The organism is Serratia sp. J2 (assembly GCF_046269175.1).
GTDB lineage: Bacteria > Pseudomonadota > Gammaproteobacteria > Enterobacterales > Enterobacteriaceae > Chania > Chania fonticola_C.
On record NZ_JBKABN010000035.1, the window covers coordinates 1 to 21,486 of the forward strand.

Consider the following 21,486-nt stretch of genomic DNA (forward strand, 5'->3'; position numbering starts at 1 on the left):
CTTTATCCTGTAATACCAGAATTGCGTCAAACTTTTTACCCGCACTACTGGTGAAGCCTTTAATCTCGCTTGATTTACCTTTTTTAAGGATCGTTTCAACCTGATTCGTGGTCAACTTCTTCTGTGCTACTGTTGACCAGATTTTGAAATCACACCCTGTACAAGCAAAGTTCTTTGGCCGAATCATGATATCGCTATCACAGTTCGGGCATTTTTCAGTGAGTCGAGGGATTTTACCATCCTCCCTTTTCTCACCTTTAATTTCGCCTACATTAACGTCTTTAAGTTGCTCAGTCAAAAAATCATATAAATCGTTTACGAACTGATCAACACTTAACTTTCCTTCAGCAATCTGTAATTGCTGCTCAAACCAAAGCGCTGTCATATCAGGTTGCGTCGCCACCTCCGGCAATGCATCGAAAAGCGCCAAACCAGTATCGGTTGGGATAAGCTTGCCTTTTTCAACAGTGATAAAGTTACGTTTTTTCAACGTCTCAATAATTGTGGCGCGAGTTGCCTCAGTACCGATTGAGCCGTGCGCCTGATCGTTGTCCTTGTCCTTCTCTTTAAGCAACTTCTTAATCTCAGGGTTATCAACAAAATCTGCAATTCGCGTCATAGCCGATATTAAACTGGCTTCATCAAAAAGTTTGGGCGGCGTGGTTTCTTTCTGTTGAACAGTAGTTGAATCGCAATTCCCATCTTGGCCGACTTGCAATTGACTGACAGTTTCAAAAGCCGTTTCTACCGTATCATCATCACTAGTTTCTTTAGGCTCTCTCAGATACAACTCAAAGCCCGGATGCACGTCTTTAATCGCGCGATAGGTAAAGATATGGCCGTTTGCCTGGATGCGCCCTGTGGCCTCCTGGAAGCGCTTAGGCGGCATAAATTGGATCAGGTACTGCTTAGCAATGGCTGTGTAGACATGCCGCTCATCGGTGCTCAGTTTATCCAGGTCAGGTACGTTATCGGTCGGAATGATAGCCGTGTGCGCCGTCACTTTGTTGCTGTTAAACGCCTTGCTCTTGCGCGTGGTGTCTACATCAGCGTCCGCGAACGCAGCACTGGCTTTCAATGCGGCCACTACGTCCGGGGCTTCCGTAAACTGCTCATCGGACAAATAGGCGCAATCCGAACGGTTATACGTGATCGCTTTGAACTTCTCACGCAACCCTTGAGTCACTTCCAACGTCCGGGCGGCAGACATGCCGTGATCGCGGTTCATTTTTTGCTGTAATTTGCTCAGGTTAAACGGCAGCTTAGGCGCGGTTTCCTTGTCTTTCACGGCAGCTTCAACAACACGCGCTGTTTTACCGTTCACCAGGGCGGCCAGCTCGTCTACATAGCTTTTCTGGAGCACATGCCCTTTATCATCGACCGGGACACTTTCTGGGAATTGAAGCCGGGCAGTCAGGCTACCGGCACCAAATGTAAAAGTGCCATCGAGCATGTAGTAGTAAGATTTGCTGTGTACCTTATTGGCTCGCCAGCGGCGGACAATAAGCCCAAGCGTTGGCGTCTGGACACGCCCGACCGACAGCACACCACGATAACCTTGTGATTGCGCTTCAATGCTGTAGGCGCGGGTTGAACTCAACCCATAAATCTCATCGCCCACACTGCGTGAAAGCGCCTTGAGGTAATCCCCATGAAAATCTTTGTTGTCTCGCAGATCGGCAAGTGATTTTTTCACGCCTTTATCGGTGTTGTCGTTAATCAGCACACGCTTTACCGGCTTATCATTGCCGCTATAAATCAACAGTTCATCAACCAACAATTGCCCTTCATCGTCTGGGTCGCCCGCGTGTACAATCACATCGGCTTGTTTGATTAATTCGATAACCTTGTTAACGTGCTCAACCTTATCCGGTGAAATTTCATACTGCGGTGGATACAGTTTTAACGGTAAATCCTCTTTACGCCATTGTTTGTATGCCGGGTTATAGATTTCCGGCTGAACCGTTTGTAAAACATGGCCGAACAGCCAGGATACTTTATCGTTACCACAATCAATGTATGCACCTTTATGACTTCCACCACCCAAGGCGGCGGCAATATCTTTAGCAACAGCGGGTTTTTCTGCAATAAAAAGTCTCATTTTTATTTCCTTTTAATTAGGTATGAAATTAGAACGTTAAATTAGCGGGAGAAATACTTAATTCTTCAATGTCGTTATTTTCCTATGCACCCCAAAAATCACACTGCATCGATAGCAACGATAATATTTAATAAATCTTATTTAAATCCCATCTATTCCCCATTCAATTTATTGAGAAGGGCTTATCCAAATCGATGAAATCCAGTAACCTGCTCCCGGAGAGCATAAATATGTTTGAATGACCGTTAACAAGGTCTTTAGAGCCGCTCGACGTTCGCCCGGTATGGCAGAACAAACCTTTGCACTGGAACACCTCGATCAGCTCGATAAAGTCCTGTACATGACGTTTATTGATTTGATTGCTATAACGCTTGGCCTGGATGAAGTAGAGCTCGCCATCGTGCCAAACTTTGCCGTCAATACCGCCATCACCGGAGTAGCGCTTGTTGCGTTGGATCGTGAAGCCACGTCGCTCAAACACTTCGAGAAGCAGCTCTTCAAAAGCGTAGGGGTCAATCTTGCGTAGATACGTCAAGCGCTGCCCTGGATGCGGTATCTCGTTGAGTTTCGCTAGTACCCGGCCAGCCTGGCGGATCTTGCGTCGGTGTCGCTGTGTCTTTCGCCGCCAGGACAACCAGGCGAAGAACAGCAACACGGCCAGAAAAGCTATGGCATGGAGTAAGTGAAAGTTCATCATTGCATTCGCTATCATAAGTTGCCGCGATGGCGGGATGGCCAACACGAAAATGACTGTAATTTTTCTGCCTGGTTAGCTGCTGCTGAGATCTGTTTGCTATCAAACAAGTATTAATCGTTTGTGTCTGGAGGGTAAACGTCTTCCTTAGCAAACGATTCAGTTAGACGTTTGATAATTTCATGTCTGATACTTCGGAATCCCTTTTTAGCCGATTCGCGCAATGCGTTCAGCATCCACTCTGGTAACTCTGTGCCTTCGTTTAAAATGGGATTATTTAGGGCACATGTAAGAAGAAATCGAACATGTCCTTCTAAAGAACGCTCATTTTTTTGAGCATCCGTCATTAACTGTTCGAATAAATGCTCTGGAAAATTTCTAGCTTGTATTTTTGCCACAAAAATAGCCCTCTATTGAGAGATAGCAATATAGCGCTATCCACAAATCCACATGAGCAAAGCCAGTGAAGCGGAGAGGCCAACAAGCCACCTCCGCGAACGGGAGCGCCTTGATAGCCGGTGCAAGGCTTTCAGGGGCGATTGTGGAGTTCGTGGATAACGCGGAGCTACGCATTACGGAGACGATTGGGGATTAACCGATTTTTGGCTCCAAAGACCAGGCAAAATCCTGAGTACAAAAAAAGAGAAATGACAGTCAATTGAAATGACAATTTAACGACACTTTTTAATATCTCAAGGAATTGTTCAAAATTTAATACCGTCGCTGGGGACTGGCTAACTCCAGCCAGCATGATCCAGAAAGTCAGCACAGGAACTGTTATTGAAATTGCCAGAATAAAACGAATTACCATCTGACAAAGGTCGGCAAAAACCTTAAGGAAAGACATTGCACCATTTACCAAACCAATTGCAACAGTCTTTACATTACCCATAAAATACTCCTTTTTTTATTTAACAACCGGAACCTAGCTGATTAGAAATCATTTGGGTTGTAAATATTTCCATTGCTATCGTAATAAACAGCTTCCCCCCACGGCTTCCCATCAATTATTGTCTGAACAAAACTAATCGACTTACATTGAGAACGGTATGCATCCGTATAAGGTTCTTTTTTACATCGACTCTCATTAACTATTTTATTTGGTAATTCTTTGAAAGCAACACAACCGTAATCATTATGTTCCCGTGTACATTTCACCCGGTCATAGTAGAACGCTGCATACCCTTCATTGGTTCCAATATTTCCACTTTGAGGCGAGTCTACAGCGCAACTGCCGAAAGATGGCAATGGAGACTTACCCTTTTTAATACGCTTAATCATTGCATTGTGGGGTGCATTACACTCACTACCAGGAAACCCCGCAGGCATACAAAGCCAAATAGCGCATTCATCTTGTGATGCAGCCATTGAGACTTTTGGGGAAATTGTAGAAACTAAGGTTAATAAAAATATCACAATAAAATATTTACTCTTCATCAACTCACCTCTTCTAATTAAAACCATTTAAACTCACCCTCTACTTTCTCTTAACACCATTAAACCGCGAACAATAGCATTGTACGAGCAATCAATTAGCTGTATAATTTAAATTTTAACGAAGTGGAAATTCAAAATGTTATTTTACTACCTTTCAAGCATATGCAAGTCGATTAAAGTTTCACGCGCCAGATCACTTTTCAACACAAAAAACTTATCGAGAAAAAAAAGGAATACTTTACTTAAAAAATCGGGAGTTGTACTTGATGGTGAAATCACCATTGTTGCCCCTTTCTTTTATGAGTTTGGTAAAATAACCGTTGGTGACAACGCCTACATTAATTCCGGTTGCGTCTTCCTAGATAACACAACAATATCAATCGGCGCGGACTCTTTAATAGGGCCGCATGTGACATTAAGTACCGTAAGCCACCCTATTTCTCCTGCACTTCGTAATTCTGATGTAATTACGTCACCTATAAAAATCGGATGTAATGTATGGTTAGGTGCCGGGGTCGTAGTGCTTCCTGGTATAACTATTGGAGATAATAGCATTATCGCAGCAAATAGCGTTGTGACATCTAACGTACCTGAAAATACTTTATTTGCAGGAGCACCCGCAATATTCAAAAGAAATATTTAATAATTTTCATTTGACAGCAAGGTCAATACATTACAAATCTTGCTGTCAAAATCTGAAACCTTTTAGTTATTAGCACACCAGGCGATAGCCTGAATACATGATCCTCCATCAACACCCCCACCAGTGTAAATCTGCCAACCATTACCATCCGCCGTAGGCTTGGTTAAATCAGGGGCATTCCACCCATCCCCACCCCAACGAGACAATATATACCCACCAGATAAAAGCTGCTTTCCAGCAGGGCAATACGCATTTGAGTAATTATATTTACCACAAGCATCCCCACCCGAAACCATCTGAAAATCCTTTAGTTTTCCAGAGGCAGTCCATAGACCATTTTGGCAATATAGGATAGCACCAGAGGCATCACGACTTACAAGTCCGTTTGGACTACAGCCCCATCCTACGTTTGCAGTACCGTCTAGCTGTAAGTATTCACCTACAGATGCACGACCATCCGCCCTAACAGTTCCGCCTTTAAGCTGCCCGCCTGTATAGATGCCTTTGTTATTAACCGAACGAATCCAGTCATTATCATCCATGTAGAACCCGCCACCGTGATCTTCATTGAGCCAGCCTTTACCATGTTTGCTAATAAGCCAACCGGCATTGCTACGAATATCACCATTCGAACCAATCCAACCGTTCGACCAAACGCTATCATTCGCAATTAAACGTTTACCGTTAACATCTTCGCTAAAATTCCCCATTTTTGCGTTGATTTTATTGGCGTTATTCATGTCATTGGCTCCCATGTCAATGCTGGTATGCATTCTGTTCAAGTCTGGCCGTCCATTGACCTGATAACGATACAGCCGGTCACTCTCCTGCATTGCTGTTCCCAGCACCTCAGACGACAAGGCAATTGCAATATGGCCTGTCGTGCAGGTGATCCCAAAATCGCGCGTGTTGCTCGTCCAGCCGCCGTACGCGCCGGTTGCAACATTATCTTCATTCACATAGCCACCCATGCCTTGAATTTGCGTTGAAATTGACCGCAAACCGCGATAGGGGATCGCCGTTCCACTGACGGTACACGTCAGCGCCTGGAGCTTGTCTTTCAATTTGTCGTTTTTGACAACTGCCGTTACATAAGTTTGACCGTAGCTGTTCTCTGCTGAGAATCCATTTTGCAAGTAGCCCTTGCTGATCAACAGGGATGGCGTGATCTTCGTGGGATTACCAGGCGTCGAGGTTGCCAATAGTGAGTCTGTATTATCCGCAATATAGCTTTTGGCCGCTTCGTTGAAGGTCGTGGCATGTATTGCCATGACACCCCACTCTTTTTCTTGGAGGTATTCACTAACTTTTTCAGCCGCGAATACAGACGCCAGCATGATAATGAGTAAAACACCCAGCGCTTCAAGCGCCATATAACCCCGGTGTATTTTTGGGGATGGAGGGATAATTTTCATGATCTAATCCTGATTATGAGAAGATTGCGACAGGCAGAACACCCCACACAGCCGCTACCCCGCATAAGAACGGGGCAAATGGTGTACCTCGATATTCATGATGGTGACGCCAACGAGAAGGGAAACGATACTTTTTGAATAAAAGAAAGAGGATTGCCAACAACGTTGCGACGATGATTAATTTTAGTGCGGTTAAAACTGAAAACCATACAGCCAAGCCCACTATTAAATAAACATCACCCAGACCAAAGACTTCCCCTCCTGCTCGCCTGTTGATATAGACTCTAAACAGAAACAACCCCAGGCACAGGAGAAATACTGTTGCTGTCATTATCCGCCATTCGTATTTTTGTTCAATAAAAAGGTAGGCAATACCAATAACAATAAAGGTGAAGGTAAAACACTTTGGTAGCCAATTACGCTCGGTGTCTAATATGATAAACAGTGACAAAAAACCATAAAGTGCCGAAATAAATAACACATTTATGAATGTTGTGTCGTTTTGCATTGACAGAACAGCTAGCACAGAAAATAACGATATAATTATCGCATAGTACCACTGACCGGTCAGGCCAGAAGGAGATCCATGTGCTTTAACAAAACAGTCAGCAGAATATAAGGCCAGCATCTGAAATGCATAAGCGGAAATGATAAACAACAACACGTCCCAATAGTTCATGAGGCTTTCCTCTTCCCAGTCAATAATGACGTGTAAATAGCGTAAATCAGCTTGGCATATTCCATCCTTTTTTTATCGTTATCCTCACGAAACCCGGCGTTATATGTCCCCAGACACATCCAGTTCACACCACATTGTTTTATGTGCTTAGCCAGTATCCATGCCCCAATTTGTACATTCAGGCAGGGGTTAGTGAGCAGATCATCTTTTGATTTAATTACCCCCATACGAATGAGTGTGGGAATATGCGTTGAGTTAATTTGTGCCAAACCGTAATCGGTACTGGTTATCTTGCCCGCTTTATTTTTATTGTGATTAATGGCTTTTGGATTTAACCCGCTTTCTTGTATTACTATTGCTTTTAACAACAGCGGATCAATTTTATATTTTTCTCCAGCAGTCTCAAAACAATAGGCTTTTACACCGGAAGAAAAGCACAGCATGATTATAGTGAAAAAACACAATAAGGATAAAAAGGTATGCTTACATTTCACTCGCTACCCCCAGTTTATTCAGTAACAGGGGGCATAAGCCCCCTTGATTACCTATAGGGAAATGTCATTAGTTATTGGACTTGAAAATCAAGGTATTTGTACCAACAGAACCGTTATCCGCTTTGCACTGTGTACCGGCTTTTTCTGCGGTTACACCACCAACATTATTAGTTCCCGTAATGCTCAATTCACTTACCAGGCTAGTTTCACTCATTTTTGTAGCCAGTGTTACACATGCCTCTTGAGGCACGTTCTTGTAGGTCAGCGAGAATCCTTTGTTATTCGTAGAACCATTCACTTTCTCAGGCGCTATTGTCACATCGCCGCCCCACACGTTAACCGCCGTAGCCGTTCCTGATTGCGCATTACCGTTAATGGTCATGCCGGAAGGAATGCCGCCGAACTGGATCAAGGTGCCGGTCATTTTAGTGGAACTACTGAAGTCATAGTTCCCCTTGGATTTCAGAAGGCCCCGCGTCTGGTTCATGATGAATTGTGCGTTAGAAAGCTCCGTACTGGTATCATTTTTACTAAACAGCGAAGCAACCAGGATTAACGCCAATACTGTACCGACCATAATCAGCAGCAGTACCCCGCCCGCCTCCAGTCCTAACCAGCCACGGTGTACGCTGTCAGTTTTGTTAGTGGTTGATGCGTTAGTTTTATTACGTGTATTTACAGTCATTTTTATCTTCCTAATGAGTCAACAAGTGAATTGATTTGAGATATTGCCAGCAACAGTGTTGCCATATACGAAAACACCAAGACAAAACAAAATATTGTTAAACGAAGTGCTTTTTTCTTTACATCTTTTATCGCTTGTTTAAGCCAGCGATTAGCATATCCTTCAAGTATATTTTCAGCGCCATCTCCTTCTGTTAGTAACATCATTTGATTTACACATTCCTTTGACGGGAAATTATAGCCTGTACTTTTTAATGCTTTTCCTAAGTGTTGCCCCTGCCTAATGTATACCTGTGTTTCATTAACCCGCTGTTGCAACCAAGGACTGGCATTCTCGTTGATAATGTTCAGTGCATTTAACGTCTGGATATTCACACGCAGTAGCGCTGATACATTTAGCAAGAATGTGACACCTTGAAAAATTCGATACAGTGACCAGGGCGTTGTTGAATCAATGAATCGCCTTAATTTACCGGTGTAGTTTTCTAAAGACCAATAAATCAACCCACCAATCAACACTGCAAGAATGATGAATAAAATACCGTTTTCTATCACTCCTTGTGATAGGTTACCCAACCACCATATCGCCCCCTCCCATTTCTCACGCGGCACCATTTTCTCTAATTGAGGAATGAATTTAGCGTTTACCATGTACATCATCGCAATCACGATAATGATTAACACGCTGGGATACATGACAGCACCTTTGATAGCGCCCAACATTTCTCCCTTACCCGCAACGATCCGGCTGGCCCGGCGCAACGACTCAGCGATATTACCTTCGAGAACGCCTGCCCCGATTAATGTTGCTTCCTGAATAGGCACCCAATCAAGCAATGCCACTTCTATTGATTCCCCGTCATCCAGGGCATGTATGCAGTCCGTCAACAACACCGCAGAAGGATGTTTTTTTCGACCAAAATCCGTCGCAACGTCGCGCATGTCAGATAACGCTTGCCGCAAAGGTTTTTCATTATCTAATAAAAACGCAAGCATCTCGTAAAACTCGATGCGGTCGTTAGCTGAAAATGAGTGTCGATATAGCCATCGATTCGCATGAGTGGCCTTTTCTTTGACGGACTGCAATGAGAATTGCAGCCGGTGGATCATGTAAAGCAACCCCTTATAATGAAATGGTTAATTGTCGATGATTAACTTTCTTTAATTAACGTATAAGTATCTTCATCAATTGGACATATTGCATCCGCTGCAAGTGGGTCAACTTCTCCGGCGTTGATGTAATGCAACAGGTGTTCGTTTCTCGTGATGCCTTTTAGGTTTGTTTTCCAGTAGGTTTTGGCTGCTGCCTTTCCCCGCGTAAGGTATATTTCAAAAAATTTAGCGTCAGGAGCAATGACTTCCGATATAACCGTCCGACCAATAACGCCTTTAAAACATTGTTCACATCCTTCCATACTACGTAGATATACATGCTCAGATTGACAGTAGTGCTCTATCAATTTGCGGTCATCTTCATCCATGCGCTCCGCCTCTTCCTTGTAGGAGACTTTGCAATTCGGACACAATCGTTGCACCAGGCGCTGACTTATCAATCCCACCATAAGTTGCGCATCGGCAATTAAACGCACGTTTATCCCCATAATCTCAAGACGTTCAATAATACTGATTGCATCATTGGCGTGTAGCGTTGTCATCAGCAAGTGTCCTGTCATAGCCGCATTAATCGCAGCCATTGCTGAATCCATATCGCGCATCTCACCATTCAAAATAGCATCTGGATCTAACCTTAGCGCCGATGATATAGCCCGAAGCCAGGCAAGCGTTACCGCTCGCGCATCCTTTTTGTCAGCAATAATCGGAGTTTGTACTGCACCAGGTATACGCCCTTCCGGCGGGTCTTCTATCGTCAGGAGTCTTTTCCTTGGAAATCCATTTTTACTTATCCCCGCCCTCGATAGGTAACACGAAGATAGCGATCTAAGCGTGGTGGATTTCCCAGACCCCGTGGGGCCTGACAGAACAACAATCCCTTCCGGGCGACGCAGGATGCGTTTGGTGGTGGCAATCTGTTCGGGCAAAAAACCCAGTGCCTCTAGTGAAGGAACATTATTACCATCATCAGGAATAATTCGCATCACGGCATAAAGCCCCCCCACCGCAGGGGTATGACTGTAACGCGCACCAAAAATACCGAGTGGCTTTACAAACTCCTCTTTAATTCGACCATCTTGCTGCCTGTTGGGATAAAACTGTTTTTCCGTCACATCGCACATGCCCTGGCAGATAGCCGCAGCCAGCTGCATCCCATCTTGTTTATCGATGCAGTCAATCTGTTCCAGTTCGCCGTGAACGCGAACCTCGATGTAGGTAAACTCACTGTTATCCCGGCCAATGGTAAAGTGAATATCAGAAGCGCCAAGCTCGACGGCCTGCTTGAAATAACGCAACACACGCTGCTGGCTTTCAACATTTTCCCGCGCATCGCCTTGTTGGTTATCAATACCGTTCGCCTCGCGGAATTGACTCACCTCATCGAATGAGACGAACTTTACATTCGTTTTCCCTGGATGTTTACGTTGCAGAGTGCTGACATAATTCTGCACCGAGAATTGTGCTCTGTGGTTATCTGACACCACGATATCGATAAAACCTTCGTCAGTAAAAGACGCACACACATAGCGCTCGATGTCTTCACCAGGACGCTCAATGACATTTTCCATGACTTATCCTCAATTGAACGGTAACGACTGCACCCCGGCACCATCCAGGGCCGAAACACGCACTTCCCGCGCGGAAATGCTGGTTATTTTCAGTAGAGTTCCCGGCACTTGCTGTCCGGTAGTCAACTCGGCATAGCTTCCATCACCAAGCACCAGGCGGGCGATCAGCCGGTTGCCTGTACCATAAATTTCATTGATCTGCGGTAATGGCATCGCTTTGCTTTTCATCTGTGACACATTGACCGCCACCGCAGCCGTTCCCGCCATCACATCCGGCACACTGCCCGATGAACCGCTGTCCACTAGGGATTTCATGGCCTTTGCTCGAGCAACCTGCGCTTCTACGATCACCGTCTCAGCCTGAATTTTTTCCAGGCGGCGAAGAGTAAAATCCTTCCCCTCATCACCCTGCTCCACTGTTTGAGTGTGTTCTTTCGGCAGTTCGACCTTTTCTAACGCCTGCGCCGGTGGAGACGCTGGTAACTCATTTGTCGCTGCATAAGCGGGCAATTGTCCCCAAAGGCCACAAATAGCCAGAACAAGCCATCCCGGAACTAATTTACTGTTTAGCATAGAATTTTCCTTCAATTTGATACGTCAACCGCCCCTGTTGGAGCGATAGCTTGATAGCGCTCAATCGAACGCCTGTATCGTCCAGTCCCGAGAAGAGCAACGTTGGGGGAATATCGGTTTTTAATGACATTGTGAACACTCGCCAGGGCAAGAGCGTTTCTACACCGGCCTCATTGGTAATACGGTTGTTTTCCTCCGCAAAGGTAAACTGTAGGCGGGTTTGCTGTGCGAACGTAGTCATACGCTGCACCTGAATATCTGCACTTGGCAGCGGTCTGTTATCCCTGCTTGCCAGCAGTTCTACAGACTGCGTAAACCCTCCCAGATCCCCCGGCCCAGGGACGTTAAAGAATGGCGTGTATTCACCGTCGAAATACCGCTTAACCCGGAAAGCGAAATCGCCCACAGTGCCACCTTCCGGCTTGGTGTAGGCCAGTCGGATACGGCCCTGGTTCCCTGTCACCTGCGCACATTCAGCTTCACTGAATAACCACCCCGCCAGGGATAAAGGCGCTGCTTGCCAGTGTGCCGAACAGGCAGCAACGAAGCTTTTGACACTTGGCGCATTTTCCCAAGGTGCCGTGACCTGCGTTGCTGCTTCCTGAGCCGCCTGCTGCGCCTGTAAATAGGCTTCGTGGGCGGCTTTGAGCCGTAAGGCTTCCTCGTGATCAGCATAAAGACGGTAGCCGTAATAGCTGCCACATAAGGCAAGCGTCAGAACGATTACCCAAGTGAGCGGTTTTTTCGCGGACACCGATTGAAACCGCGCCGATGCGGGGAGTTTTTTAACATCCAGAAGGCTGTCCAAATCGAAGACTGAGCAGCCCTCTAAACCAAACTCCGGCGGCGCATAGCACCGCCAGCCCGTTTCTGGCTCCGGGTTAAACTGGAGGAATGTGTGGTGCGCCTGCTCAATCGCCGATTTGTCGCCGACAACATCGTTCATCAGCACACCATCGACACAACCAACGAAGGTGTAAACGTCAGGGGCAAGGTTAATAATGGCGTACCCTGCTTGCTCCAATACAGGAATAACCATTAGCGCCAGGGCATAAACACCTTTCACCGCTTGAACCGGTTGACCAAGATCGGCCAGGTTGATTAACCCGGCCACATATTCGCGCCCGGTATCCTGATTTTGATAAGAATAGGTGACAACCCTGTCAGCGCCCTGGCGTCTTGCCAGCCCCTTGATATTTTTGCGATAACGGGTGGATACCGGCACCCAATTTACGCCAGCGAGATAAGCAGTTTTCCCTCTGACGAGCGGCCACACGTTGGCATTGTCTTGAACGGCTCCCATTTATTCCCCCTGCAAGATGGTTGGTGTTATGAGGATCACCAGCAAGGTGTTGTCATTCTCTCCGTTATACCCGCCACCCAAGCCAAAGAAATTCGCGCTGCCTACGCCCTGCTTACTGCCTTTACGGCTCCCTTGCTGGAACCCACTGAGTACGATTGTTTGACCGGACTTCATATTGACGCGCTGATTGACCGTTTTCAGTTTGGTTTTCAGCAGTTCCACCGAACTGTCGCCGCTGGTGAATGTTCTCCGGGTCGGCGAATCGGACAGACTGATAGAAAACTGGAGTTGCAAGTTGTTGGCATCCGGCATGATGTAAGGCAACAACGTCATGTTAAAGCCGGTGGTAATCGTCGCGGGTGTGATAGAGGTTGATGTCCCTACGTTAGCCGTAGAGTTGGTACTGACCTGGGCGGCGTAATCCTCCTGATCAGCAACCTGCATCGGCAACGGCGTCATATTGGTTGTTGTACTGGCCTGCTGGGTTACAACACTCACCCTGGCTTGCTCGGAAAGGGCTTTAATAAAGGCTTTCGAACCTGCCAGCTTCCCATCAACGATCGACAATCCGCCGGTCATGCTACTGGCGGCTGCTTCGGTAAAAGCGCTGCCTAACGTAGCGCCGATACTGCCGCTACTGAACACCGCGTTCCAGTCTATGCCTAACTGATCCTGAGAACGTTTTTCAACGCTGAGCACCTCAACATTAAGCACGACCTGGCGATTAAGCTCTTTATTGCGGTTCTCGATAAACTTACCGATCGCATCCAACACCTGCGGTGTGTCGGTTACGGTCATTACCCCAGCGGACAAAAACATCCTTCCAGATGTTGGGGTAAGCATGGACTTAACCGACTCCTGTAGATCGGCATAAAGCGAACTTTTGATTTCCATTGTCGTGCTTTGAGAGGTGTTCGAATCCCCGGCAATACTGTTGCCGCCACCCCCACCGGTATTTCCAGCCGAAGACGTTGTGCCGCTGACCACTTTTGAGTTGAAATCCGCTTTCGAGTCCATGAAGGCAATCGCAAAAGAGCGCGTCTCCAGGTAATAGAAGAAAATACGGCCCTGCTCATAACGCCAGGAAATCCCTAACCGGCTGGATATGGTATCCAGCAAGCCGGATAATGAGCCACTCCAGTACAAACCGTTCAAGGTGTTCCCAGTGCCTGTAACGACCGTTTTTGTTGCTCCCCCCATTGCCGCCAGCGGCACCATGCCGGTTGCATCAGGTGCAGGAATACTGCCGCTGATCTGTTCTGTCTTCCCGCCACTGACACCACCCAACGCCATCGTCGCATCAGGCGAGATCGTCACAGGTACGCCGCATACCGACGTGATCCGTTGTGTTATTTCGCTGAGCGAGATACTCCCCTGTCGGTTAAGTGTGATTGAACACCCAGGGGCCGCCTTATTTACTGTGCGCTGTTCAATAATTGGCATCGTATTAATCCACTGTACATTTGTCTCTTTCACTACCGATTTTTGTGCCTGTAGGTTAGACATATGACGTTGCGCCCGGTCATAGTCTAAACCGGCCTGATCCATCGTGTTATTAATGCGATCGACACTGGCGCAACCGTTGAGTAGAGCCGCCGTAACAAGCACACTTGGGCATGTCAGAAGCAGTTTTTTTAATTTCATGAGTTCGTTCCAATTTAATTTAAATAGACTATTGCGCCTTCGGGTATTTGAGTGGGAACCTCTACTCCCATATCAACGTTCCCGTTATCAATGAGTCGCCGATTTTTAACCTCACCAAGCAAGGCAGAGGCCAGCGTTTGTACTTTCAATGCTTTCATTAATCCCTTTTCTGGCATTTGCCAGACATATACCCGCTTTCTAAAAATGACATTATTTATTGCCGGATCAACTGAAATACCTACTTGGCTATGAGGTAACACAATAGGGTTATCACCATCAATCACATCAGGGTGGTCATAAATATAATCATTTATGGCGTTAATAAGCCTTACGGTATCAATAGCGCGTTGTGTTGTAATTGTCTCTATCTGCCTATTTTCTTGCTCAAAAGCTTGTCGGTTATCGATGTAGCCCACAAAAGAAAAAATAACGAGAAAGAGCGAAAACAGAAGGTAGCCCATCGAGTTCTACCCCTTATCAGTAACCTTAATTAAACACTGCATACTGTTCGTGAGGGCATACAGCGGCTTTTGCGCATATTGGTACAGACCAAATATGCCGTTCAATGCTGCTTTAAAGTCCCCTTCAAAACGTAACGGTGCATCAATACGATAATTTACCGGGGTATCCCAAATAACACGCCAATTTCCGCCGCCAACGCAGGTTTGAGACGCAGACCAACGGAACACCGTGTCTTTTAGCGTCGAACCCACTTCTCCGTGCCAGATAGGGAGACTAACAGGCTGTGGTTTTTTGATTGGTACGTTAGTTTTTTTATTCGCTTTTCCAGTAAATGGGTTTTTCCCTGTTGCACTGCTATCCATCTTTTTCGTGCTTGGTTGCTCTGTCTGTTTTATAGGATTTATCAGTGGTTTTTTCAGCACAGTAGCATTCTTCACTACCTTTTTACTCGCCTTAAAACCACCTTGCTCCCCAACAGCTTTTGTTTTTTTAGCCATTACCACATCTGGTTTAATGCCATTAAACAAAAAGATATCAGTGTCGTTACAGGTTATACAGCTTTTATTTTTTTCGAACTGTATCACTCCTTTCGCTCCGTGAACTTGCAACCAAAGCTTGGCATTAAAAAATGAATTCGTATTGCTAGCCGATACCTTAACAAAAGATGAGTGCGCAACAGCATAATAAACATCAATGCCATATGGTGTATCTTCTGAAAAGTTGCGAATAACTCTAGACCATTTCCCTTCTACATATGGAGCAGGATTAACAACAAAGTTTTCTTTCCATTCCGGTAAAGTTCCGTTCATAGCCGTAGGCTTCTTACCCCAATCGACCGGCGTCGGTGGCGGCGGAGACGAACACCCAGCAAGCAACCCGGAAACCAATATCAATTTAATCAGTTTCATTATCATTCCTCATTTTTTAAAACAGTTCTGCTTCCAACTCACCTAATGAAAGCATGATTTCTTTTGATGGATACTTGAGTCCAGGTCTACCAACGGCCACGCCTTTATTCAAACTTTTAACTTCATGCTCAAGCTTTGGAGATACCGAAATCAGTCTGTCCATAAAGTAGTAATCGTTGAAGTAGAAAGCTTTATTACACTTAATCGGGTTTTCCCCTTTGAGAAGAATGAATTCCTCATCAAATTTCAACGTACCAAGCTCTTGAGGAAGCACCAACGCACGTTGCGCGTCTGATTCTGATTCCCCTCGAGTGGTAGAATGCAACGCCATATTTCGACTTTTCCCTTTATTTTTTACTGTGGTATAGCCTAGTTTTGCAGACACTTCATCAGCATCTTCTTTTTCGCTAACAGCATAAATAACCCGGCAAGGGTGATTAGCCATCAGTGATTTCGCACCATACAACCCGTAGATCTCGATTAACTGCGCGATATTTTGATAAATAGTCAGCAACTTCAATTTAAACCCAGCAATAAAACCAGAAGCTTTTTTGATGTAATGCATTGCCCCAATTGAAGGGAACTCGTCGAGTAAAAACAACACATCATCTTTGTTTTCCGGCACAAAGTCCGGGTTTTCTCTCATACTGACGTCAATCGCAAAATTGAAAAAAAGATTCAGGAAGGAATCAGCAATTTTAGCGTCATCGGCATTTACACCGATGTAGATAGTGATTTTCTTCTTCCGTAAATCTCGCAAATCAAAATCATTGCGATCGGTTGCGGCCCTAAAGAGAGGTAGCGTAAACGAATCTAGTTTTTTCTGGAATGTTTCCTCCATACTGGATTTTGCTTCGCCCTCGGCTTCAAACAGTTTTTTTATCTTATTGAGAGAGTCGGTAATAATGTAAGTATCATTGGAGTTCCCTTCGGCGAACGAGAGTAACTCTTCCCTTTCACTCAATAATGCCTCTTGGTCTACGGCATAGTAGAGGTCTAGAACCGTACCGATTGAAAACACCGGCTTAACGCCAATGTTTTTCAGGTATTTCTGGTCGTACTTAATCAAAAAATATAGTAACTCGGTGAACCCCACGAACACCCGGCTGGCCGCGCTGTTAAAGTGCGCCTCTGGGCCAGTCAAACCGATAGACGGCCATACGGTTTCGGCCAAATTTTTCAAATACCCGGCACCTTTTTCAGAACCGAGGTCAATGTAGAAAAGCGGGTTAAAGCCATGTGTCTTGCTGCTGAATGGGTCGAGAAGATAAACAGCATGGCCGAGAATGAGTTGCCGGAATTTGCTAGTTATCATGTAGCACTCTTGCTTCGGGTCGAGCACAATCATCGAGTGAAGCCAGCTCAAGAGATTAGGAATAACAACAGCGGCCCCCTTACCGGCGCGTGTACCTGCTCCCATAGAGATAAAATCAGGGGCGATGTATCGAAGAAGCTTGCCTTTGAAGCGGCCAATGATAACGCCGCCTTTGGATTCATCACCCCACGTCACCACTTTAGAACGCCGTATGTCAGCCTCAGTGGCAAACTTTGCATCACCGTACAAATTAGTATTACTTTTATTGCCAGAAAATAACGCAATGACAAAAAGCATCAATGAGCCGACAAATCCAATTCCCAAAGCTTTAATGGCACTCAATCTAATATCAAATCGAATATTATCTCCGGTCAAGATTTGCCATAACATGCCGAATCGATAGGTTTTGTATATCCCTTTAACCCCGATACCGTTTAACGGATAAACAGCAACGGTAGCAATCATCCAGACTATAGGCAGTGTGACAACGATAAGAAATATCCACTGTTGTTTGTTAAAATATTTCATCTCGGAACCTCTTCTGATACGCCTCTTTATCGGCGTCCTTGAAGTAAATTTCCCCGATCCGGCGAACATCGCCCTCAACTTGGATACTGGCAATAACGTCAATGCAGTTTAAAACCTTACTGAGAATAACACTGTACGGCAGCATTCTGCATTCGCTGTTCTGATAACAGCGCTCTATCAAGCCCATGATAGCCTCATAAGGACTGCCAGCATGGAGACTCGTAATTGCCCCCTCATGCCCGGACGTTACGATTTTTAAGAAATCCCAGGCTTCCCCGCCGCGCACTTCGGTTTGCAGAATACGGTCAGGGTTCATGCGGTAATTAGCACGTAATAACGAGCTGGATGTTACGATTTCATCTGCGCCATTCCCCGATTCACTGGGATAAAAAAGATGGACATAGTTTTTATGACGAGTGAATTTCACTTCCGGGTTATCTTCGAGTGTAATGATCCGCAAATCGAGTGGGATATAATCAATCAGCGTTTTCAAATACGTTGTTTTACCCGAACCGGTTTCACCAACAAAAACCATCGTCTTACCGTATTCAATACACTTTTCCATAAACGCAGGAAAATCTTTATCGCGGTATAACTGCAATAACTCAGCATTACGACTACTATGCTGCTCCCTTCCTGAAATTCGATTATAAAAACCAGAATCTATGTATTTTTGGTGAGGAATTTGAACATAGGACGGCTTTCGAAGTGTAATAGACACTGTATCCCGCTCACACGCGGGATTGAATATTACCTGACCACGTTCCCCCGACTCTAAGGTTGCCGATAAAATTGGCTTTATATTGCTAATTTCATCTTTATGAAAGTTTGCTAATTGACGCGCAAACTTTTCGCAATCATCTAGTGGCATATCAACATCATGTCGATTCCATTTGCCAGAAATCTTTGTGAAAAGTTCATTTGGACGGTTAACTGCAATTTCCGTCAACCCTTGCTGGTTGAGAAAACCACCGAACATTTTATTCTTTTGATACTCAAGACTTTCATTTTTTGCCATGTTACCCCCGCTTATACTGCAATCGGTATATTTTAGAGAAATCGATATCCCTACCTGTTACCAGCGTGATGATCTCGCCCTGATTTTTGTAAATCGTTGGTGGGATATTGACACTGTTTTCAAAAGCGGTTTTCGCCATATCAGCAAACGCCTGACGGCTGTTTTCCGTGTAATCGGTATTACGGTCTTTTTTACCAGCGCTGTCCGTCGCGGCATTGGCAATGTCGGGAATAATCCCCAGCATCATCGCCCCAACAAACCGGTCATAGAAATGTGTATCTACCCAGCCGTCCATGCCTGCTTCACCTAACTCGCCCGCAGCAGCAGTATCAACAAGCGGGATATCCAGGAACGGCGGCTGTTGCGTTCTCAGCTTGGTCGCAATGACGAACGCACGCGCCTGCCCGTGGCGAAGGGTGCCCGTTTTATAGACCAGTGTGGCTACAGTGCCTTTATCAAGCAGCTTGGTATTCTTGCTGGCGCTATACACATCCTCCGTCAACTGGCATTGCAGCTTACCGGCAACGTCTGAAATAAACCGCCGAGTCAGTGCACACGGCAACGGCGTGTTCTCCGGTAAATAGAGATCTGGGTTATACGGTATACGCCTCACCGCCTGTAGAACGCCCTCATCGCCCTCTGACGCAGCGATCGCATCCCCACCTTTAGATGATGATGCTGAGTCTGCTTTGTCGTCCTCTTGTGTTTCCTGTTTGCGCGTAGAGCCACCAGGTTGACTTGATGATGAGGCGCTATCACTGACAACAGCCAGCGCCCTGGAGAACACCATCGGTGACGGTGCGCCCGGCCTAGCGGCAACGACTTCTCCTTCAGGCGTGGTTACTGTCGCCTCTGCTTTAAGCGGATCTTCTTGTTTGAAGGGGTCAACACCCTGTCCGAGATCGCTACGGCGGTTTACGCTTCCCTCCGTGGATTTAACGGACTCTTGCTTATCCGTATTATCCGGCGACTTATATTTTTGGTAAATTTTAAGTCCGACAACCGCCGCAATGATTAAAGCCAGAGTGAAAAAAAACATCCCTTTCAATACACGGTCTTTTTTGCTTTTCTTGAGTTTAATTACTTCCGGCTGGTGAGTTAACACCTCGTCTTCAACATCATTTTCCCGCGCTTCTTTTTCTTGACGCTCTCGAAGTTCCTGTTCTATTTCTGCGACGGTTTTTTCTCGCTGTTGTGTTGGAGGTGTCTCACTTCTCGGCTTTTCTTCTCTTTCCAGCAACTCTTGTTCGATTTCATCAGGCGTTTTATTGTCATTACTCATTATTGACCTCCACACGTTCGACGCTTGGTGAAACTGTCGTACCATCTTTAACCGTGACTTTTCCAAAACCTTTATTAACCAAGCCAATTACTGCATTACCATAACGCAAAACAAACGAGGGGTTGGTTTGAGGGATCACGATGACTTTGTAATTCCCTTTCTGTTTAATACCAGGGCTGGTAGCAATTTCCTTCCCATTGGAATACATAAACGCAGCAGGGAGCTTTTTCACAGGTGAAAAGCCGATATACGTAAACCGGCCATCGTCATAGGCAAAATCTGGCGTGATCATGCCGCTGTCCTTACCAACCTGCATGTAGTATTCCCAATTACGAGGCGCTTGCGCGTTAGCCAGGGATTTCTCAATGCGTTGGTTTTCTTGTTGTTGCTGCAACTCTTTAAGTCGCGCTGCTTCCATTTTTGCGGCTTTGGCACGAGTTTCCTGTGGGTAGGTGTAGCTGACCACATAAGAAATCGTTCCAGATGGCTTACCGGGCTCCTGAACGTGCAGTTCGACGCTGTAGTAACGCTTGGTCGTGACAATAAAGAGGTTAGTCACCCAATCCTTACTTGTCGGCTCGAACACCTGATTCACCTGCTGGCCGTTCTCACCAGGAACCGGCTGGGTGACAGGAACGGCACGTATATACACCCGGTTAGCGTCTTTCTTAATGTCCCAGCCCTTTTCCAACCCCGGACGTGCATCAAGAACTGTTTCATCGTCGTCAAATACCAATGTAGACAGGAAACCGACACCGGCAGTGATCACCGTCGTGTTAGAGGCGTTGTAGCTGACCTGCTGCATTCTGCTGTCATAGCCTCGACTGCTGGGCGATACGGCTGCATTGGCCGTCTGCGTCATCAGGAAGCCGCCCAAAACCAGAGCTATGGCTCCATATTTCATCATGGCGTTACCCCGTTTTCTTTTTCAGCTTCATAGCTGGTAACAACAAAACCCAGCTTGTTGATGTCACGCTGCTCTTCTGTGAGATCTTTTGTCGGAACGTAGCGGAACGTGAAACGTGCAACCCAATACTCATCACGCTCAATACCCGATTTAACATTACGAATGGTTTTCTTAAAACGGATCGTTGCAAGAAGGTCAGGTTTGGTCGCCTCCGTGATAAAATCTGAAATCACTTTAATTCGAACCGTGTTATCTGCATTGCGATAAATAACATCAGGAGCGTTTTTTCCATTAAACACTGAAAGATACTCTTTATTCACATCATCCGAATTATAAGCCTGAACACGGTTATAATCGTCTTGTAATGAAAAATAGTTATAGCGCTCGCGCAGTTCAATGTAGTTTTCAGCATTAACTTTATTAGTAGCCAAGTCCCCGGAAATGCTCTCTTCTGTAAACTCGCTGACTTTAGTAATAGTACCTGCTGCTTTATCCAAAATATAAAGACTAATTTTGGTTTCTTTTAACGGAATTAAAATAAGGATGGCGACAATAGAAAGAATGGCAATCAACACACCAACGGCACCGATAAAAAACCCAACTTTTTTATCACGCTCATCGCGCTCCATGTTTTTTCTCTCGAATCCTTGAGCGGTTTTTATCGTCTCAGCAACTTTAGACATTATTGAACACCTCCACCGAATTAACAGGAACCAAC

The 21,486-nt window shown here is 45.6% G+C and carries 22 protein-coding genes; 1 reads left to right on the forward strand and 21 read right to left on the reverse strand.

What is annotated here, in order from left to right; all coding sequences use genetic code 11:
• The 5 genes from ACKWMY_RS24775 to ACKWMY_RS24795 all read right to left on the reverse strand — a co-directional run.
• A partial coding sequence (locus ACKWMY_RS24775) for a DNA topoisomerase (protein WP_409487232.1) occupies nucleotides 1-2,101 on the reverse strand: 2,101 nt, incomplete at its 3' end.
• A gap of 163 nt (nucleotides 2,102-2,264) precedes the next feature.
• Nucleotides 2,265-2,798, reverse strand: a complete 534-nt coding sequence (locus ACKWMY_RS24780; protein ID WP_178380963.1) for a restriction endonuclease — start codon at nucleotides 2,796-2,798, stop codon at nucleotides 2,265-2,267.
• A 110-nt stretch (nucleotides 2,799-2,908) separates the two neighbouring features.
• A complete protein-coding gene (locus ACKWMY_RS24785) occupies nucleotides 2,909-3,193 on the reverse strand; it encodes an Arc family DNA-binding protein (RefSeq protein ID WP_409487233.1) in 285 nt (94 codons plus the stop codon).
• Between the two features lie 167 nt (nucleotides 3,194-3,360).
• Nucleotides 3,361-3,687 carry a hypothetical protein gene (locus ACKWMY_RS24790; protein WP_409487234.1) on the reverse strand — a complete coding sequence of 109 codons (327 nt, stop codon included), beginning with the start codon at nucleotides 3,685-3,687 and terminating at the stop codon, nucleotides 3,361-3,363.
• Between the two features lie 41 nt (nucleotides 3,688-3,728).
• Entirely contained in the window at nucleotides 3,729-4,232 is a 504-nt protein-coding gene (locus ACKWMY_RS24795) for a hypothetical protein (RefSeq protein ID WP_409487235.1), read from the reverse strand.
• 136 nt (nucleotides 4,233-4,368) lie between these two features.
• Here ACKWMY_RS24795 and ACKWMY_RS24800 point away from each other — a divergent pair, with 136 nt between their 5' ends.
• On the forward strand, nucleotides 4,369-4,875 hold the full coding sequence (locus ACKWMY_RS24800) for a DapH/DapD/GlmU-related protein (RefSeq protein ID WP_409487236.1): 507 nt from the start codon (nucleotides 4,369-4,371) through the stop codon (nucleotides 4,873-4,875).
• A gap of 62 nt (nucleotides 4,876-4,937) precedes the next feature.
• Here the strand turns inward: ACKWMY_RS24800 and pilV are convergent, their stop codons facing one another.
• The 16 genes from pilV to ACKWMY_RS24880 form a co-directional block, all read right to left on the reverse strand.
• Nucleotides 4,938-6,290 (reverse strand): shufflon system plasmid conjugative transfer pilus tip adhesin PilV, encoded by a 1,353-nt coding sequence (gene pilV, locus ACKWMY_RS24805; protein WP_409487237.1) that lies wholly within the window; start codon nucleotides 6,288-6,290, stop codon nucleotides 4,938-4,940.
• A gap of 13 nt (nucleotides 6,291-6,303) precedes the next feature.
• Nucleotides 6,304-6,969 (reverse strand): prepilin peptidase, encoded by a 666-nt coding sequence (locus ACKWMY_RS24810; protein ID WP_409487238.1) that lies wholly within the window; start codon nucleotides 6,967-6,969, stop codon nucleotides 6,304-6,306.
• Nucleotides 6,966-7,412: a lytic transglycosylase domain-containing protein gene (locus ACKWMY_RS24815; RefSeq protein ID WP_074032018.1), complete on the reverse strand. Its 447-nt coding sequence runs from the start codon at nucleotides 7,410-7,412 to the stop codon at nucleotides 6,966-6,968. The genes ACKWMY_RS24810 and ACKWMY_RS24815 overlap by 4 nt, the downstream gene beginning before the upstream one ends.
• Before the next feature lie 118 nt (nucleotides 7,413-7,530).
• Nucleotides 7,531-8,148, reverse strand: a complete 618-nt coding sequence (locus tag ACKWMY_RS24820) for a type 4 pilus major pilin (RefSeq protein WP_074031999.1) — start codon at nucleotides 8,146-8,148, stop codon at nucleotides 7,531-7,533.
• 2 nt (nucleotides 8,149-8,150) lie between these two features.
• A complete protein-coding gene (locus ACKWMY_RS24825; protein WP_409487239.1) occupies nucleotides 8,151-9,257 on the reverse strand; it encodes a type II secretion system F family protein in 1,107 nt (368 codons plus the stop codon).
• 41 nt (nucleotides 9,258-9,298) lie between these two features.
• Entirely contained in the window at nucleotides 9,299-10,828 is a 1,530-nt protein-coding gene (locus tag ACKWMY_RS24830; RefSeq protein ID WP_409487240.1) for a GspE/PulE family protein, read from the reverse strand.
• Between the two features lie 9 nt (nucleotides 10,829-10,837).
• Nucleotides 10,838-11,401, reverse strand: coding sequence for a type IV pilus biogenesis protein PilP (gene pilP / locus ACKWMY_RS24835; protein ID WP_409487241.1), 564 nt, complete (start codon nucleotides 11,399-11,401; stop codon nucleotides 10,838-10,840).
• Nucleotides 11,388-12,704 (reverse strand): type 4b pilus protein PilO2, encoded by a 1,317-nt coding sequence (gene pilO2, locus ACKWMY_RS24840; RefSeq protein ID WP_409487242.1) that lies wholly within the window; start codon nucleotides 12,702-12,704, stop codon nucleotides 11,388-11,390. The genes pilP and pilO2 overlap by 14 nt, the downstream gene beginning before the upstream one ends.
• Nucleotides 12,705-14,348, reverse strand: a complete 1,644-nt coding sequence (locus ACKWMY_RS24845; protein ID WP_409487243.1) for a PilN family type IVB pilus formation outer membrane protein — start codon at nucleotides 14,346-14,348, stop codon at nucleotides 12,705-12,707. It abuts the gene before it with no gap.
• Nucleotides 14,349-14,362: 14 nt separating this feature from the next.
• Nucleotides 14,363-14,809 (reverse strand): type IV pilus biogenesis protein PilM, encoded by a 447-nt coding sequence (gene pilM, locus ACKWMY_RS24850; RefSeq protein ID WP_409487244.1) that lies wholly within the window; start codon nucleotides 14,807-14,809, stop codon nucleotides 14,363-14,365.
• Nucleotides 14,810-14,815: 6 nt separating this feature from the next.
• A complete protein-coding gene (locus tag ACKWMY_RS24855) occupies nucleotides 14,816-15,718 on the reverse strand; it encodes a TcpQ domain-containing protein (protein WP_074031992.1) in 903 nt (300 codons plus the stop codon).
• Between the two features lie 16 nt (nucleotides 15,719-15,734).
• On the reverse strand, nucleotides 15,735-17,561 hold the full coding sequence (locus ACKWMY_RS24860; RefSeq protein ID WP_409487245.1) for a type IV secretory system conjugative DNA transfer family protein: 1,827 nt from the start codon (nucleotides 17,559-17,561) through the stop codon (nucleotides 15,735-15,737).
• Nucleotides 17,548-18,579 (reverse strand): P-type DNA transfer ATPase VirB11, encoded by a 1,032-nt coding sequence (gene virB11 / locus ACKWMY_RS24865; RefSeq protein ID WP_409487246.1) that lies wholly within the window; start codon nucleotides 18,577-18,579, stop codon nucleotides 17,548-17,550. Before virB11 ends, ACKWMY_RS24860 begins: the two co-directional genes overlap by 14 nt.
• Before the next feature lies 1 nt (nucleotide 18,580).
• Nucleotides 18,581-19,861, reverse strand: coding sequence for a VirB10/TraB/TrbI family type IV secretion system protein (gene virB10, locus ACKWMY_RS24870; RefSeq protein WP_409487247.1), 1,281 nt, complete (start codon nucleotides 19,859-19,861; stop codon nucleotides 18,581-18,583).
• Nucleotides 19,854-20,768 (reverse strand): TrbG/VirB9 family P-type conjugative transfer protein, encoded by a 915-nt coding sequence (locus ACKWMY_RS24875; RefSeq protein WP_256714439.1) that lies wholly within the window; start codon nucleotides 20,766-20,768, stop codon nucleotides 19,854-19,856. The genes virB10 and ACKWMY_RS24875 overlap by 8 nt, the downstream gene beginning before the upstream one ends.
• Nucleotides 20,765-21,451 (reverse strand): virB8 family protein, encoded by a 687-nt coding sequence (locus ACKWMY_RS24880; RefSeq protein WP_409487248.1) that lies wholly within the window; start codon nucleotides 21,449-21,451, stop codon nucleotides 20,765-20,767. Before ACKWMY_RS24880 ends, ACKWMY_RS24875 begins: the two co-directional genes overlap by 4 nt.
• Nucleotides 21,452-21,486 lie beyond the last annotated feature (35 nt).

Excerpts from the sequence above, each read along its gene's own strand:
- ACKWMY_RS24780 (WP_178380963.1), bottom strand. The coding sequence starts at position 2,798 with ATGATGAACTTTCACTTACTCCATGCCATAGCTTTTCTGGCCGTGTTG.
- ACKWMY_RS24790 (WP_409487234.1), bottom strand. The coding sequence starts at position 3,687 with ATGGGTAATGTAAAGACTGTTGCAATTGGTTTGGTAAATGGTGCAATG.
- ACKWMY_RS24795 (WP_409487235.1), bottom strand. The coding sequence starts at position 4,232 with ATGAAGAGTAAATATTTTATTGTGATATTTTTATTAACCTTAGTTTCT.
- ACKWMY_RS24800 (WP_409487236.1), top strand. The coding sequence starts at position 4,369 with ATGTTATTTTACTACCTTTCAAGCATATGCAAGTCGATTAAAGTTTCA.
- pilV (WP_409487237.1), bottom strand. The coding sequence starts at position 6,290 with ATGAAAATTATCCCTCCATCCCCAAAAATACACCGGGGTTATATGGCG.
- ACKWMY_RS24810 (WP_409487238.1), bottom strand. The coding sequence starts at position 6,969 with ATGAACTATTGGGACGTGTTGTTGTTTATCATTTCCGCTTATGCATTT.
- ACKWMY_RS24815 (WP_074032018.1), bottom strand. The coding sequence starts at position 7,412 with ATGCTGTGCTTTTCTTCCGGTGTAAAAGCCTATTGTTTTGAGACTGCT.
- ACKWMY_RS24820 (WP_074031999.1), bottom strand. The coding sequence starts at position 8,148 with ATGACTGTAAATACACGTAATAAAACTAACGCATCAACCACTAACAAA.
- ACKWMY_RS24825 (WP_409487239.1), bottom strand. The coding sequence starts at position 9,257 with ATGATCCACCGGCTGCAATTCTCATTGCAGTCCGTCAAAGAAAAGGCC.
- ACKWMY_RS24830 (WP_409487240.1), bottom strand. The coding sequence starts at position 10,828 with ATGGAAAATGTCATTGAGCGTCCTGGTGAAGACATCGAGCGCTATGTG.
- pilP (WP_409487241.1), bottom strand. The coding sequence starts at position 11,401 with ATGCTAAACAGTAAATTAGTTCCGGGATGGCTTGTTCTGGCTATTTGT.
- pilO2 (WP_409487242.1), bottom strand. The coding sequence starts at position 12,704 with ATGGGAGCCGTTCAAGACAATGCCAACGTGTGGCCGCTCGTCAGAGGG.
- ACKWMY_RS24845 (WP_409487243.1), bottom strand. The coding sequence starts at position 14,348 with ATGAAATTAAAAAAACTGCTTCTGACATGCCCAAGTGTGCTTGTTACG.
- pilM (WP_409487244.1), bottom strand. The coding sequence starts at position 14,809 with ATGGGCTACCTTCTGTTTTCGCTCTTTCTCGTTATTTTTTCTTTTGTG.
- ACKWMY_RS24855 (WP_074031992.1), bottom strand. The coding sequence starts at position 15,718 with ATGAAACTGATTAAATTGATATTGGTTTCCGGGTTGCTTGCTGGGTGT.
- ACKWMY_RS24860 (WP_409487245.1), bottom strand. The coding sequence starts at position 17,561 with ATGAAATATTTTAACAAACAACAGTGGATATTTCTTATCGTTGTCACA.
- virB11 (WP_409487246.1), bottom strand. The coding sequence starts at position 18,579 with ATGGCAAAAAATGAAAGTCTTGAGTATCAAAAGAATAAAATGTTCGGT.
- virB10 (WP_409487247.1), bottom strand. The coding sequence starts at position 19,861 with ATGAGTAATGACAATAAAACGCCTGATGAAATCGAACAAGAGTTGCTG.
- ACKWMY_RS24875 (WP_256714439.1), bottom strand. The coding sequence starts at position 20,768 with ATGATGAAATATGGAGCCATAGCTCTGGTTTTGGGCGGCTTCCTGATG.
- ACKWMY_RS24880 (WP_409487248.1), bottom strand. The coding sequence starts at position 21,451 with ATGTCTAAAGTTGCTGAGACGATAAAAACCGCTCAAGGATTCGAGAGA.